Source organism: Alteribacillus bidgolensis (genome assembly GCF_002886255.1).
Classification (GTDB): Bacteria; Bacillota; Bacilli; order Bacillales; family Marinococcaceae; genus Alteribacillus; species Alteribacillus bidgolensis.
The window spans coordinates 2,914,785-2,930,533 of sequence record NZ_KZ614149.1; the positions used below are offsets into that span (position 1 = coordinate 2,914,785).

The following is a 15,749-nucleotide window of genomic DNA, read 5'->3' on the forward strand; positions in this document are numbered from 1 at the left end:
ATTTCCGAAATGGGAGAAATCGATTCGTTTAATCACCCTAAAAAACTGGTTCGGGCAAGTTCAGAGCAACCATTAACAAAATCACGAAGAGAGGATCTTCTCGCCTTCGGCAAACCCTCTATACCGCTGTGCAATGTGGAATCACAAAAAATCGCAATCCAAAACTAAAAGCCTGCTATGTTAAAAAGCGCGAAGAGGGAAAGCCACATAAAGTAGCTATTATTGCTTGTTCCAACAAGCTCATTCATTGGATTTATGCATTATTAAAACGTAAAGAGGCATTCAAGGTATAGTAATTTCCATGAAAAACCAATTAAGGAAAAACTTAAAATCAACATGTTTGAAGCTTATTTAGCATGCGCAATTTATTGTAACATGACTTTTTTAGCCTACCTATTGACCTTCTATTAGCTGGTATTGTAGAAGAAGATTTATCTATTCCTTTACTGGTCTTTTTGTTCAGTTCCTCTTGTCCTTTTCGAATGGATTCCATTTCTTGTTCTAATGTCTCTAATTCTTTTACTGTGAATGGCTAAATGGAATGCTAACAAATCATTTGGTGGAATTAAGCTTTGAGAAATTCATGAGTATTTATTTTAAAGCTCGTTTCATACCGTTGATAACACCCTGATGTAACCCTTCATGCCACAGGGTGAATGTGAACAGATCCCCCACCATCTTTAACTTTTTATCGCTAAATACAAACACATTGGCTGCCGGTTCTCCTAATCTTCCGGAAAATGTCTCTCTTATTCGTTCCTTTTGTTCTAATAACAACTCGCGTATTTCATTCAAAGTAAGAGGTGAGGTAGACCAATCCTTTGGACTTGTCCCCGGTTTGAAAGATTCCTGTATTTTTGTGGGAATATCTCCGGGTTGATTCATCCCAAAGTAATACATTACTCCCTCCTGTGCAACGAGGATATGTCCTAAATTCCAGCGCAGAGAATTACTATGTCCATTTGGAATCACATCAGCTTGTTCTTCGGAGGCAATAGAATCAAGTAGTTGGATTGATGACTCCCTGTAAAAATCATATTGTTCAAAAATACCGTCTTCTTTCATTCCTTTCACACTCCTTCTTTGTGATTCTATTTAAGTTTATCACATGACTGGCTAAGGAGTTCTTCTCGCTTGCTCAAAAGCTCATCCTTTTATTCAACATAAGGCCTAGTTTGTTGAATAACTCTTACTCTTATTTCAACATAAAATCCATTTATTTTGATAATGTAACATGTAAATCAGAAGTGTTTGTAGGCAAAAATAAGACCAAACCTAATAAGATTTGGCCTGAAGGAATAATATTCTTTGTTGTTTTTTCTGCTTAAACTGAACCCGTTAGTCCTAGACCTGGTCTCATATTTTTTTATAATGGTTTAAAGCATTTACCGTCTTTTTATAGCGCTTTGCTGCCTGCTCATTTTGAACAAGCATCATGCTTAATATATCCAGGACATAAATCATCGATAATTGTGAATTGATAAGACCTTTTGCCTCGTGAATTTTTAAATTAGAAGTAAACAGCAAAATATCTGAGGTTTTACTTAATGGCGTCTGATCATGATTTGTAATACTTATTACTTTTGCTCCCTGTTTTTTTCCAAGTTGACAAGCATCAATGACTTCTCTTGTCTCCCCAGAATTTGATATAGCTAAAATCACATCTTCCTGCCCGAGTATCGAAGAGTTTATCAGCATGACATGAGAATCTGTGTGGGCATCCACTTTGTATCCCATCCTAAGCATTCTTTTTTTCATTTCTTCTGCACTAAGCCCTGAGCTTTCAATACCATAAATATGTATAGAATTGGCTTTTTCTAACCAAGTGACAGCAATTTGCAGAGCTTTTTCATCTAAGACCTGCCGGGTTGATTGAAGCACCGTGTCATAAATGTCATCCACACTGCCAATAATACCGGTTGTTTCTGAGTTTCGTTCCACCACATCCCGCAATAAAATTTTCAATTCCACAAAGTTTTTGCAGCCTACCTTACGGCTAAAACGGGTAATCGTTGCTTCTGACACTCCAATATTTTCTGCAAGCTCTCCTATATGAATATTTAAAAGATCTTCTTTATGCTCCATTATATAATCTGCTATTCTTTTTTCCATTTTACTTAACTTAGGATAATTCACTTGAATGTGTCCAATGATAGATCCCATGGGAACGTCTCCTCTATGGATAGGTTGTCCTTACTATTTTAGCATACCTTTATCATTTCCCGCCTTTAGAAAAACTCTACTTGCCGCCGAGCCCCTATGGCGGAAGTCGTAGTTTTACTTATACTTTGATCGTTTAACAGAGTTAAATAATCTTAAAGTACAAAAAACCCCGAAGCATCCACCTCCGGGGCTTGATTTATTCAGCTTTGTTTTAATATTTCTTCAACACTTGTTCTTCTAGTGCAACAATACAATCCTCCATAATCTCAATCACTTTTTCCACTTCTTCTTTCGTAATGCATAATGGCGGAGCAAATACTAATGCATCCTGCTCTCCGAACACGACGGAACGGCAAATCAGACCTCGCTTTGCAGCTTCAGCTATAAGAAATGGAGCCTGTTTTGTTGGAAACTTTTCCTGAGACCCTTGATCTTTTACAATTTCTAATCCAACCATTAATCCTTTACCGCGAACTTCACCTATCGTATTTCTTCTCGCTTGTACCGCTTTAAATCCCTGGGTTAGTTCTTTTCCCCTGATCGCAGCGTTTTCCTGAAGTCCTTCCTTTTCTATTATTTCGATGTTCTCGAGGGCCACAGCACAAGACATTGGGTGGCCGCTGTACGTATAACCATGAAGCAAAACACCATCTGAAAGCTTTTTAAAATCGTTATGCATTTTTTTAGAAAGAACGACACCGCCTAGAGGTGCATAACCGCTTGTCACTCCTTTCGCAAAACACATCATATCCGGCTCAGCCCCTTCTTGTTCCATTCCAAACATAGTACCAGTACGACCAAAACCGGTAATAACTTCATCAGCAATAAATAAAATTCCATATTCATCGCAAATTTGCCGAATCTCTTTAAAATAATTTTCAGGCGCCGGGTGAACCCCTCCTGCTCCTTGAATAGGTTCTGCAATAAAAGCGGCTATCGTTTCCGGTCCTTCCTGTTCAACGAGATGACGAAAAGACGCAGCAGATTGACTATTGGCGAAATAGAAGTCCGGTGCCAATGAATTCGTAAAATCCCGAAACGGCTTTAAGCCAGTAGCACTCGTTGCCCCCATTGCTACACCGTGGTAGGAATTATTTCTGGAGATAATTTTCTTTTTCTCTGGTTTTCCTTTTAATATCCAATAATGACGAGCAAGTTTATAGGCCGTATCATTTGCTTCAGATCCTCCTGATGTAAAAAAAACAGCACTCAACTCTCCAGGAGACAGGTCTGCTATTTTGGCAGCAAGCCGAATAGCTGGTTCATTACTAAATGTAGAAAAACTAGACGTAAAAGCTAATGTTTTCATCTGTTCGCTTGCTGCTTCAGCCAGCTCTTTTCTTCCGTGTCCTGCATTAACATTCCAAAGAGAAGACATTCCATCTATAACCTTATTTCCATTTGTATCTTTAAGATACACACCCTTCCCTTCCGTAAAAATAAAAGATGGACCGTGCTCTTGCTGCTGTTTGATGGGAGAAGTTGGGTGAATAAAATGAGCTTTATCCAATGCGGCCAGCTCTTGTGTCTTTTGTTCATTTGTCATTTTATGATCTCCTTTTTTCATGATATGCTATTGATTTTGCAAATTTTGTGCCAATGTATAGCTGCCGTTTTTTATTTAGAAATAACTTTATTTGGAAGCTTTTATTTAATTCATGGAGAATACCAGTTTTCTATGCACAAACGAATAATTTATGCAAAAATGGGTAGAAAGAGAATTATTTTTTCTAAATCATCTAAAAATAAAGCCTTTTTTGAGTTGGCATAATAATTGCACTAATATTAATTGACTGTTTTTAGACTTTGATCCAAACAAGAAAGGATGAGCAGTATCTTTTGCCCGCTAACATAGAACTACCTTGAAAATTATGCCAAATCTATCATTAAAGGAGATGAACAGATCATGGATGAAAGAAAAGAAGAACGAGAAATGAAAAAACCTACTTTTAAGCTGGCTCTTATACCGATAGGCTTTATGATTGCTTCGTTGTTTGTCGGAATCCTTCAATATGATTTAGACCCTCACATCCCTCTTTTAATAAGCGGAGGAGTAGGAGCCATTGTAGCCATGTCTCTAGGGTTTACATGGAAACAGCTCGAAGAAGGAATGCTCAATGCTATCAGATTATCCCTTCAGGCCGTTATTATCTTAATGATTATTGGTGCAATTATCGGTACGTGGATAGCAGCTGGCATTGTTCCAACCATGATCTATTACGGTTTAGATATTTTGAACCCTTCCTATTTCCTCGTTGCTGCCTGTGCCATATCCTGTGTGGTCGCCATCGCTTCCGGAAATGCATGGACAGCTGCCGGTACAATTGGTATTGCTTTAATGGGGATTGGGGAAGGTCTTGGAATGAATCTCGGAATGGTAGCCGGCGCTGTTATATCAGGAGTCTATTTTGGAGATAAAGTTTCTCCCCTATCTGAAACAACGAATCTCGCTCCCGGTATAACAGGGACGGAGTTATTTGAACATATAAAACATATGATGTTTACCACCATTCCGGCGTTGATTATTGCTTTGCTGCTTTATACAGTGCTTGGCTTTTATGTTTCTGGAGACGGGGCAACGATTGAACAAGTTCAAACCTTGCAATCCCAATTAAGTGAATATTTCGTCATCACGCCATGGCTGCTTTTAGCTCCATTAGCCATCATCATAATGATGATTAAGCAGATGCCTGCCATCCCCGCCCTTACTATCGGCTCGCTTATTGGAGTGATTTTTGCAGTAGGTTTCCAGGGCACTGGTATCGGAGAAGCGATTAACATTATGTATTATGGGTTCTCTTCCGACACTGGACTTGAATTTATGCAAAACCTTCTTAATAATGGCGGTATTGAAAGCATGCTTTATACGGTTTCCTTAATTCTGATTGCTATGTCTTTCGGGGGCATTCTAGAAACATCAGGTATTCTTGAAGCGCTTGTGATGGGTTTGCTCCGCTTTGCTAAAAAAACTGGCAGTTTAATTGCCACCACAATTGCTACGTGTGTAGGAGCAAATATTATTGCTTGTGACCAATATTTATCCATTATTTTGCCGGGGCGAATGTACGCCAAAACGTTCCGAGAGAGAAACCTTCATTTAAAGAATTTATCGAGAACACTTGAGGACGCAGGGACGATGACATCGCCGCTCGTACCCTGGAACACATGCGGAGCGTTTATGTTTGCAACACTTGGAGTATCAGCGTTCACTTATGCCCCCTATGCTTTTCTAAACTTAATCAGCCCAATTGTAGCCCTTATTTACGGTTTTATCGGGTATAAGATCGAATATGTATCAAAGGAAACAGCGGAAGATGAACCAGAACTGACAGGCAACAACCTTACAAGAAAAAAAGCCTAACAATCCTGCCGGAGGAGATCCCAGCCATCTCCTCCGGTTTTTTGGCGGCACTCCCACATATGTCTTGCCTACTGTTATACTGTTAAGAAAGTATAATTTTATTGGTAAACCGTTTAAGTAAATCTACGACTTCAACCGTTTGGACTTAGCGGTAAGCCAAGTTGTTCTAATACTTTAGGGATGGTTACCTTTAAGTATAATTAAAAGGAAGACAATACCATCCGAAAAAGAAGGAGTGGAAACCGATGCCTATGGTGATGAAAGAAAAGCTCCATCCTCTTTTTTGCATCTCCGTTGACCCTCCTGAAAAGGAGTGGAAAGCAAAACTATCAGAACATAAAGAGCCATTTATATTTCTTAAAAGTCAAGGAAGCGTCTATGCTTTCGTGTATAGTGATGACCTCCGTATCAATACATGGTCCGATCCCGAGATAAACTTAGAAACTCTTATCACCCACGCTCATTCACTTGATAAAGTTGGCATTTTAAAATCAGAAGAAAATACGTCGCTGCCATTTATTTTTCAGACGCTCGGGGAGCCAATTGCTTTAGCAAAGGATGAAAATGGAGAGTATCTAGGATATATGAGAAGAGAAGATTTGCTTGTTGAGCTTTTCCGTCAAGAAAACCAAAACAGCAACCTTTTAAAAATTATGCTCTCCTCTATCCCTATGGGCATTTTTGTGGTAGACAAAGAAAAGAAATTCGTCAATTGCAATGAAGCGGGTTTAAAAATGATTAATTCCTCTTACGAAAAAATAATGGGAGCAGATGCGGAAGTTATTTTTAACAAAGATCATCTCGAAAAAGTATTTATCTCAGGAGAGACGGTACTTAACCAAATTCAATTCACCAATGATATGGGCATCCTGGTCGATTTCAGCCCCATTCTTAATAACGATGGCCAGGTTGACGGTATTATGATCATTGTTCAAGATTTGCCGATGGTAGAAGAAATGGCAATGGAAATCGAATATGTAAAAGACTTAAACGCTGATTTAAATGCCATTCTCACTTCCATGTACGATGAAATATTAGTCGTGAATCATAAAGGAGAAATTCTCCGCTACAGTGATAATTTCATTTCAGATTTTTGGGAAACAGATTTGAAAGAATTATTAGGAAAGAATTTGCTCGCGTTAGAAGATAAGGGTGAGTTCAGTCCATCTGTAGCACGCCTTGTGATAGACAGGAAGGAAAAAGTTTCGGTCGTTCAAGAAACCAAAAAAGGCAAAAACGTTCTCGCTGTTGGCAACCCAGTTTTTAATGAAAAAGGAGAGCTTCATCGAATCGTTATTGCCTCTAGAGATATTACCGAAACAACCCGATTAAAATCAGAATTACAGGAAACGAAAAGACTTACCAAAGAGTATAAAAAAGAACTAGAAAATTTAAAAAGCAAAGATCGGTTTGCGAAAAAAATCATTTACCAAAGCGCAAAAATGGAACAAATTATGATTAAAATTGAAAAACTGGCTGAATTCAACTCCACTGTTTTAATTCTTGGCGAATCCGGCGTCGGGAAAGAATTAATTGCCGAATCCATACATCAATACGGGAGCCGCTCTAATCAGCCTTTTTTAAAAATAAATTGCGGTGCTATTCCAGAAGACTTGCTTGAAAGCGAATTGTTCGGCTATACAAAAGGAGCGTTTACAGGCGCAGATACAAGAGGAAAAACCGGCTATTTCCAAAAAGCAGACAAGGGTGTTTTACTGCTCGATGAAATCGGCGAAATTCCGCAGCGGCTTCAAGTTAAATTGCTTCGTGTCTTGCAGGAAAAAGAAATTACACCTGTAGGCAGCACCCAATCGATACCAGTTGATGTCCAAATTATTACGGCCACCAATAAAAATCTTGAAAAAATGGTAGCAGACGGAACATTCAGAGAGGATCTTTTCTATCGAATCAATGTCATTCCAATTACGATTCCGCCGCTTCGCGAACGACCGGAGGATGTACCGCTGTTAGCCTTTCATTTCTTGAAGCAGCTAAACGAGCAGTACGGCAAAAATTATCATTTTTCCCCTGAAGCGCTGAACGTCTTAGAAGTCTATCCATGGCCCGGTAATATCCGCGAGCTCCAAAATCTGATTGAACGTTTTGTCGTGTCAGCCGAGGAAGACGTTATTACTGCTGACTTTGTCAGCCCCTTTTTAAACTTTGGGAAAAGCAGCAGTGCCAAACCGCTTATTACCGATATCATGCCATACCAACAAGCACAGGAGTCCGTCGAAGAACAATTGATACTGCTCGCTATGAAAAAATATAAAACAACGAGTAAAGCAGCTAAAGCTTTAAAAATCAGTCAATCGGCCGTCAGTCGAAAATATCAAAAAATACTGAACAGGCAGCAAAACAACGCATCAGTAATAGATTAAACTCTTTTATGCAAACAAAGATAACTTATGCAAAATTGCATAAGTTCAAACCTTCTTCCCCTTCTACTTTCTAAAGAGCATGGCTTGTGCCTGCTCTTTTTTTATTCCTAAAGGATTAAAGTTAAGAAAAGCTACGGTTTTCGCCATTTGGACTTGGCGGCAAGCCAAGTTTTTCTATATCTCTCTTTGAAAGCTGCTCCCCTTCTCTCCTACCGATTATCAGTATGTATTTAGAAAGAAAAGAAACCAGCCGTCATGGCCCTATTCCTTTACTCTTTTTTTATTGGCACAGGATTTGCATTTTCTATAACCAGCAGCATCAATGACAACATAGGAGGTTTTAAAATGACGGAGCATCTTATCGATAATAAGAGTCATGCCAAACAGGTAGAAGAACTCGATAAAAAACATTACTTGCACCCCACCACCATCCCTAAAAAACATGTAGACCATGGCCCAAAACTAACATTTTCAAACGGACATGGCATTTATGTTCATGATACAAAAAAAGAAACCTATATAGACGGAATTTCCATGTTGTGGAACGTTCACCTCGGCCACGGTCAGAAAGAACTAGCGGATGCTGCTCATCAGCAGATGTCTACCCTAGCCTATAGTTCATCGTTTGCCGGCTATTCTAATGAACCTGCTGTTTTGCTTGCAGAAAAACTGGCTGCCCTTGCCCCAGGCGATCTCAATTCGGTTTTCTATACGTCCGGCGGTTCTGAATCCAATGATACGGCCTTTAAACTGTCTCGTTTCTATTGGCAGCTAAAAAACCAGCCTCAAAAAACGAAAATTATTGCTCTTGAACAAAGCTATCATGGTGTCACGATTGCCGGTCAATCAGCTACTCATTTATCCGCTTTTCATAACTTTTCCGGCTCCTCCATTAACGGTGTTTTTCATGCCAAGCCTCATGTAACAGAATGCGAAAAAGGCAATACCAGCCACCCGGAATATGAAGGCTGTATTCGCGACATCGTGGAAAAGGAAGGTGCTGATACGATTGCGGCTGTCATTATAGAACCTGTCCAAGGATCCGGCGGGGTGCATATGCCTCCTGCTGATTATATGGAAGCAGTACGAGATCTTTGTAATGAATTCAATATCCATATGATTGCCGACGAGATCATTTGCGGTTTTGGCCGTACAGGGAAAATGTTCGGTGTTGATAACTGGAATGTGGTGCCAGATATCATGTGTACCGCCAAGGGTATCACGAGCGGATATTCTCAACTCGGTGCGGTTCTTCTCCATCAGGACATACGAGATACCCTCGTTCAATATGAAGAAGTGCTTGCCCACGGCTTTACTTACAGCGGCCACCCTACAGCTTGTGCTGTAGCACTTAAAAATCTGGAAATCATGGAACGCGATCATATCGTGGATCACACAAAAACCATGGAAAAGCACCTTCTTCAGGGACTCGGTTATTTGAAAGAAAAACATTCAATGGTTGGAAAAACAAGAGCACTTGGACTGCTGGGAGGCTTTGAAATTTTCGCAGATAGTGAAAAGGAAATAGAATTTGATTCTGCTTTATCGGCAGCGGCTGCTTTAACGGAAGAATGCTTTACCCGTAAATTAATTCTCCGTCCCCTTGGCGCTGGTGTTGGCAAAAATATTATAGCCATTGCACCGCCGCTTATTATTTCGAAAGACGAAATTGAAAAAATGATTGGTATTATAGATGACTCGCTCTCTGCTTTAAGTAAAAAGCTGAATGTTTAAACGAAGCATAAGAAAAGGAGCTTTATATGAAAAGACTAACACTTACTGGTTCTGCAAAAGAAATAGGCTATCAACACGGTTATGAAGGCAAAGACGAAGTGCACCAAAGTTTACAAACGTATGAAAAACTATTTTACGGTTATAAAAAACTGAATTGGAAAGCAGCAAAAGAAATAGCCCTCACTCATATGGATGCCATTGAAAAATACAACCCTGCTTTCATTGAAGAGATGAACGGAGCAGCTGAGGGAGCGGGAGTTGACTTTGAAGATATTTTAGTATTAAACACGCGCAGCGAAATCGCTTTAACCACAACATCAGAAGGGCCGACGTTTTCAGATGGGTGCACGTCGATTGGGATCACCTCCCCTATTACCAATCAAACGATGATTGGCCAAAACTGGGATTGGAAAGCATCGCAAACTAAAAGTTTGCTGCTGCTTCATATCGAACAGGAAAACCTTCCTTCTATCAAAATGGTAACCGAAGGCGGCATTATTGGAAAAATCGGGATGAATAGTGCAGGGATCGGGGTTTGTTTTAATGCACTGCTCACTGACCAAAAATCCAATCAAGTTCCTGTTCACCTTGGACTGCGCAGTGTCTTGAATGCTTACACATTAGAAGAAGCAATCTCTAGCATTCATGACAGTCAAATGGCGTCTGCTGCGAACTTTTTAATAGGCAGCGACGATGGCAGAGGTAACGGCCTTGCAATGAATGTTGAAGTATCGCCTTTTGGTATTGATTTGTTAGGCGGCGAAACTGGAAAAGTTGTTCATACCAATCACCTTTGTTCTAAGAAAATTCAACAGAATGTTAAAGATCTGAATACATTCAAGCAAACAGATTCCTTATTGCGCTGCAAAAGAGCAGAACAGCTTATTAATGAAAAACTCTATCAGAAGAAACCTATAAACGAAGAGACACTGAAAACGTGGTTCGCTGATACGTTCAATGCACCCAATTCAATCAACCACTTCGAAAACAAACGAGCTCCAGAACACAGACAAATAGAAACGGTATTCTCTATCGTTATGAATCTTACGGAACGCCATGCATCTGTTTGTGTCGGCAAACCATCCGAAGCAGCATTTCATCATATCTAAAGGAGGAAATAAAAGGTGTATATAAACGGACAATGGATTACGACAAACGAAAAAATGGACGTGATAAATCCAGCCACCCTAGAAAAAATTGCGGATGTTTCAATCGGGGGCCGGCAAGAAACAAAACATGCAATTGCAAGTGCCAAATCGGCTTTTTCCAGCTGGGGAACAGCCCCTGGAACCAAACGCAGTCATTACTTGGCAAACACCGCGCAACAGCTGCGAAGAAATAGAAATGAATTAGCAGAAACGATTACAACAGAGATGGGGAAACCGTTATCAGATGCCAAACGAGAAGTAGAAAGTGCCATTGATTATGTAGAATGGTATGCCGAAGAAGCCAAACGAATCTATGGTGAAGTCATCCCTGCTTCTCATGAAAACAAACATTTGATGGTCATCCAGCAGCCAATTGGAGTAGCTGCTGCCATTACGCCATGGAACTTTCCAGTTTCCATGATTACAAGAAAAATAGCCCCCGCTCTTGCAGCTGGGTGTACCGTTGTGCTGAAACCTGCTCCTTCCACACCGCTATCTGCCATCAAAGTTTTTGAATGCTTTCATGCTGCCGAACTTCCAAAGGGCGTTGTCAATTTGGTAATCGGACCGGCTAAAGAGATTGGGCCTGAATTAACAGGAAATCCTGATGTTCGAAAAATTACGTTCACTGGCTCTACAGCAGTTGGAAAAAAATTAATGCGGGATGCAGCCGATACCGTTAAAAAGGTTTCCATGGAGCTTGGCGGGCACGCCCCCTTTATCGTGTTTGAAGACGCTGACCTAGATGAAGCTGTAAAAGGTATTCTGGCAACGAAATTTAAAGCAGCAGGCCAAACCTGCATTAGCACAAATCGTATTTTTGCCGAGAAAAATATAGCAGAAAAGCTTGGCAAAAAACTAGCTGAACAAGCAGCACAGCTGAAGGTTGGAAATGGCTTGGAAGACGTCGACGTCGGTCCTCTGATTAATGAAAGTGCTGTAGCTAAAGCAGACAGCCATGTAAAAGATGCTGTCTCTCAAAATGGAGAAGTTCTTTGCGGCGGCAAACCATACAGTAAACTTAATGGCTATTTTTACGAACCAACTGTTATCACAGGCGCACATAAAGAGATGAAAATCGCAAATGAAGAAACATTTGGGCCGGTAGCCCCTATTTTCACTTTCGAAGAGGAAGAAGAAATTGCAGCGATGGTTAACCATGAACAGTACGGATTGGCGGCTTATTGTTTCACGAAGGATTTAAGCAGAGGCTACCGAATGATGAACCAATTAGAATACGGAATTGTAGGCATCAACGACCCTGCTCCTATCGTTGCTCAGGCTCCGTTTGGAGGCATAAAAGAAAGCGGGATGGGCAAAGAAGGCGGAACCTCAGGTCTTAAGGAGTATCTTGAAGAAAAATATGTGTCGATTAAAACAGGTTAACAGCGTTTCATTTAACTCATGCTTAAAGGAGAGAGAAATGATGACAGATAAAAACAAATCGGTTATCGAAAGGGACATCATTGTAAGAAACATCGAGACAAAAGACATTGACGAGGTTTTAGAATTAGCCCTGAACGTATTCGGCCCAGACATTGCATTCAAACGAAAGCATATAGAAAACCAATTGAAACTATTTCCAGAAGGGCAGATTTGTATAGAGTACCAGGGAACGATCATTGGTTCTTCCTCAAGCTTGATTGTAAATATAGAGGATTATAATACCCACCACTCGTTTGATGAAATTGCAGATAAAGGATATATCCGCAACCATCAACCAAATGGGAAAAACTTATACGGCATTGAAGTCGTTGTTCATCCAGAGTACCGTCATATGAAAATAGGAAAACGCCTTTATGAAGCACGGAGAAAACTTTGTGAAAAACTAAACCTTAAAAGCATTGTTATTGGAGGACGCATCCCGAACTACCATAAATACGCAAATAAAATGTCTGCCGCGGAATACACCAGACGTGTCCTCGACCAAGACATTTATGACCCTGTTCTCTCCTTCCAGCATAAAAATGGATTTATTTTAAAAGGTGTTATGCCTAATTATTTACCAGAAGATAAAGCTTCTATGGCCTATGCCACTTTAATGGAATGGCAGAACCCGCACTTTCATCAAGAAGAAGCCGCAAACACCACATCCACTACCTTTAAACAATAAATGAACAGAAAGGCAGGAGAATTAACGATGCAAATTGGAGTACCAAAAGAAATAAAAAATAATGAAAATAGAGTAGCCATTACTCCCTCTGGGGTTTTACAATTGACCGGAGCAAAACATGAAGTCTTTATAGAAACAGGAGCTGGCCTTGGATCCGGTTTTACCGACAAAGAATATGAAGATGCAGGAGCTGCCATTGTAGATTCTGCAAAAGAGGCTTGGAACATGGAGATGGTGATGAAAGTAAAAGAACCTTTACCTGAAGAATACAATTACTTTTATGAAGGATTAATTCTGTTTACGTACCTTCACCTTGCAGCAGAACCAAGTTTGACCCAAGCTTTAACGGAAAATAAAGTGGTAAGCATCGCTTATGAGACTATACAGTTAGAAGATGGTTCCCTTCCATTGTTAACTCCGATGAGTGAGGTAGCAGGACGGATGGCATCACAAATTGGCGCCCAGTTTCTTGAGAAACCTAAAGGCGGCCAGGGTATTCTGTTGAGCGGTGTCCCTGGAGTAAATCGCGGAAAAGTTAGTATTATCGGCGGTGGAGTTGTCGGTATCAATGCAGCCAAAATAGCGATGGGATTAGGTGCTGAGGTAACCATTCTTGATCTTAGCCCAAAACGACTGCGCGAACTAGACAACATTTTCGGCAACAAAATACAAACGCTGATGTCAAATCCTTTAAATGTGGCAGAGGCAGTGAAAGAATCCGATCTTGTAATTGGTGCTGTGCTTATTCCGGGAGCCAAAGCACCAAAGCTGGTTACTGAAGAGATGGTACAAACCATGAAAGAAGGTTCTGTCATTATAGATGTAGCGATTGATCAAGGCGGCATCGTGGAAACCATCGATAAAATAACGACACACGACAATCCAACGTATAAAAAATATGGCGTCGTACATTATGCAGTAGCGAATATGCCGGGCGCAGTGCCTAGAACCTCCACACTGGGGCTGACCAACACAACCATCCCTTATGCATTGAAAATAGCAGACAAAGGATATATACAAGCGAGCCAGGAAGACCAAGCGGTGCAAAAAGGAATTAATACACTTAACGGTTACGTGACTCATAAAGCAGTCGCAGAAGCACACGGATTAGATTACATGCAGACAGAAAAAATATGGAATGATCGCGTGTTACAAACAAGCAGATGAGAGGAACAATCCATTAATCAATCGTTTGATTAATTCTTTCTAGGGCTGTCCCAAAAGGTTTTTTATCTGAAAAATTTAGCTGACCCAATTTATGGGACAGCCCCAATTCTTATTATGAATACGCTAGAATTATTAGAATACATACAATCGCAAATATTACAATCCCTGCCCCGCTCCACCAATACGGTTTAGAAGATGTTACTTTTCTCAGCAGGAAGTAATTAAAACCAAGGAATACGACAACACTTAAGGTTAAACTTATAAACGTCTCTAACAAATTAAGTTGAAATGGCTCTCCCCAACTAAAAAGCACCCAAAAGTATAGGTAGACATAGTACGCTAAAATTCCAATAACTAGATTTCCTATTAAAAAAAACACTTTTTTTATATTGCTCATTAGAAAACCCTTTCAAAAGTACAGAAGTTAGACTTCCAATGGGGAACTCAAAAAGAATCATTGGTTCGGATAGGTTGTTTTCAAAAACGTCACAGATTGATGTATTAACGCCCTTAATACATCAACATCAATATCTGCTACTTTGTTTATGTACACACAAGCTTTTCCTGTTTTATGTTTTCCAAAATCCTTCAATAAATCATCTCGATCTGGGTCCCCCTTTGCAAATTATAAACTGATATTAGCTTTTCGAGGTAAAAATCCAACGAGCGGGGCATCACCTTCATGACCAGATTTATATTTATAGTGACAGGAACCAAATCCAATAATACTTGTCCCCCACATCTTCGCCTGGCAACCAGTCGTTTCCGTAAAAATATGTAATAGTTTATATGCATCCTCACGTTTTTTTGGGGTTTTCAACATTTTCAATAAACTCTATGACATCCCTGTCATTTTCTTTTGTTTTTTGTTCGTACGTCACTTTATACCTTCCTTTTCTTATTAAACAGTATTTTCAAAATTTCAGAATTATAATTCAAACAATTTCTTCTGCAACTAAATTCTTTTCTCCTGCCTGCACTACTATCACATAATTATCTTTTCCCCAGGCAACCCTAATGATTACTGAGCATGCAAGAATGACTATTTTTTAGAAATTCGAAATGACATTAGAAAAACTCGGCTTACCACCGAGTCCTATGGGACATAGTTTTTCTTATACTTTGATTCTTTAGCAAAATTAAAACTATAAAAGAGGTTATAAAATGATTTATATCATTCTAATATTTTTTATTGTACCCTGGATTACCGGTTTCTATCTTTATAAAAAAGCTCCTAAGATATTTTTCACTACCGCTCCTATTACTGCTCTTATTGCCATCACCTGTAATCAGTTAGGAATTCATTTAGGGATATGGGAAGTAAATCATATGCCTACCGTTATGCTTTTAGATTCTATTTTTCTTGATTTTGGAATTTTTACGTTAGCAGGTGCCTGGTTTACTTATTTCCTGTATTATAAAAAGTTAACCCGAGTTTGGTCATATATTTGGTTTGTCCTAGGGATGACACTGCTTGAGTCTATTACGCTTTTAGTCGAAATGGTGTCTTATGATGAAAGCTGGAATATGTTTTACACTTTTCTGATGTATCTCGGAGGTTTTATCATCATTGATGTTGTAACGCAAAAATTGGATAAGCTGAGAATTTTTCCTTAATTGAAAGCCTCATAACACCAGTTACCAGCTGACAGCCCGCTTAAAAAACGACGTGACTGTCAAAT

General features: G+C 39.7%; 12 protein-coding genes and 2 pseudogenes. 9 read left to right on the forward strand and 5 right to left on the reverse strand.

The features are described from left to right. Positions 1-9 precede the first annotated feature (9 nt). Positions 10-293 (forward strand): annotated as a pseudogene (locus CEF16_RS24930) (transposase). 298 nt (positions 294-591) lie between these two features. On the opposite strand, the gene CEF16_RS14445 reads toward CEF16_RS24930, so the two are convergent. The 3 genes from CEF16_RS14445 to CEF16_RS14455 form a co-directional block, all read right to left on the reverse strand. Then, a complete protein-coding gene (locus tag CEF16_RS14445) occupies positions 592-1,065 on the reverse strand; it encodes a DinB family protein (protein WP_091587061.1) in 474 nt (157 codons plus the stop codon). Positions 1,066-1,356: 291 nt separating this feature from the next. Then, complete coding sequence (locus CEF16_RS14450; protein WP_091587062.1) at positions 1,357-2,163, reverse strand: MurR/RpiR family transcriptional regulator; 807 nt, start codon at positions 2,161-2,163, stop codon at positions 1,357-1,359. Positions 2,164-2,374: 211 nt separating this feature from the next. Beyond that, positions 2,375-3,709, reverse strand: a complete 1,335-nt coding sequence (locus tag CEF16_RS14455; protein ID WP_091587063.1) for an aminotransferase family protein — start codon at positions 3,707-3,709, stop codon at positions 2,375-2,377. Between the two features lie 360 nt (positions 3,710-4,069). Between CEF16_RS14455 and nhaC the strand changes: the two genes are divergently transcribed. The 7 genes from nhaC to ald all read left to right on the forward strand — a co-directional run bounded on the left by nhaC (position 4,070) and on the right by ald (position 14,067). Then, the gene (gene nhaC, locus CEF16_RS14460; RefSeq protein WP_091587064.1) at positions 4,070-5,524 is read left to right on the forward strand and encodes a Na+/H+ antiporter NhaC; all 1,455 of its coding nucleotides are present in this window, start codon (positions 4,070-4,072) and stop codon (positions 5,522-5,524) included. Positions 5,525-5,769: 245 nt separating this feature from the next. After that, entirely contained in the window at positions 5,770-7,905 is a 2,136-nt protein-coding gene (locus CEF16_RS14465; RefSeq protein WP_091587065.1) for a sigma 54-interacting transcriptional regulator, read from the forward strand. A gap of 345 nt (positions 7,906-8,250) precedes the next feature. After that, positions 8,251-9,639: an aminotransferase family protein gene (locus CEF16_RS14470; RefSeq protein ID WP_091587066.1), complete on the forward strand. Its 1,389-nt coding sequence runs from the start codon at positions 8,251-8,253 to the stop codon at positions 9,637-9,639. Positions 9,640-9,665: 26 nt separating this feature from the next. After that, positions 9,666-10,748, forward strand: a complete 1,083-nt coding sequence (locus CEF16_RS14475; RefSeq protein WP_091587067.1) for a C45 family autoproteolytic acyltransferase/hydrolase — start codon at positions 9,666-9,668, stop codon at positions 10,746-10,748. A gap of 15 nt (positions 10,749-10,763) precedes the next feature. After that, positions 10,764-12,173: an NAD-dependent succinate-semialdehyde dehydrogenase gene (locus CEF16_RS14480; protein WP_175488377.1), complete on the forward strand. Its 1,410-nt coding sequence runs from the start codon at positions 10,764-10,766 to the stop codon at positions 12,171-12,173. Positions 12,174-12,210: 37 nt separating this feature from the next. Continuing rightward, the gene (locus CEF16_RS14485; RefSeq protein ID WP_245917881.1) at positions 12,211-12,900 is read left to right on the forward strand and encodes a GNAT family N-acetyltransferase; all 690 of its coding nucleotides are present in this window, start codon (positions 12,211-12,213) and stop codon (positions 12,898-12,900) included. Positions 12,901-12,927: 27 nt separating this feature from the next. Beyond that, positions 12,928-14,067 carry an alanine dehydrogenase gene (ald, locus tag CEF16_RS14490; protein WP_091587069.1) on the forward strand — a complete coding sequence of 380 codons (1,140 nt, stop codon included), beginning with the start codon at positions 12,928-12,930 and terminating at the stop codon, positions 14,065-14,067. 112 nt (positions 14,068-14,179) lie between these two features. Here ald and CEF16_RS14495 read toward each other — a convergent pair whose 3' ends face one another. Both CEF16_RS14495 and CEF16_RS14500 read right to left on the reverse strand, forming a co-directional pair. Then, positions 14,180-14,464 carry a hypothetical protein gene (locus CEF16_RS14495; protein WP_091587070.1) on the reverse strand — a complete coding sequence of 95 codons (285 nt, stop codon included), beginning with the start codon at positions 14,462-14,464 and terminating at the stop codon, positions 14,180-14,182. A 57-nt stretch (positions 14,465-14,521) separates the two neighbouring features. Further along, positions 14,522-14,948: pseudogene (locus CEF16_RS14500) on the reverse strand (DUF1801 domain-containing protein). 283 nt (positions 14,949-15,231) lie between these two features. Between CEF16_RS14500 and CEF16_RS14505 the strand changes: the two are divergent. Next, positions 15,232-15,684: a hypothetical protein gene (locus tag CEF16_RS14505; protein WP_091587071.1), complete on the forward strand. Its 453-nt coding sequence runs from the start codon at positions 15,232-15,234 to the stop codon at positions 15,682-15,684. Positions 15,685-15,749: the final 65 nt, after the last annotated feature.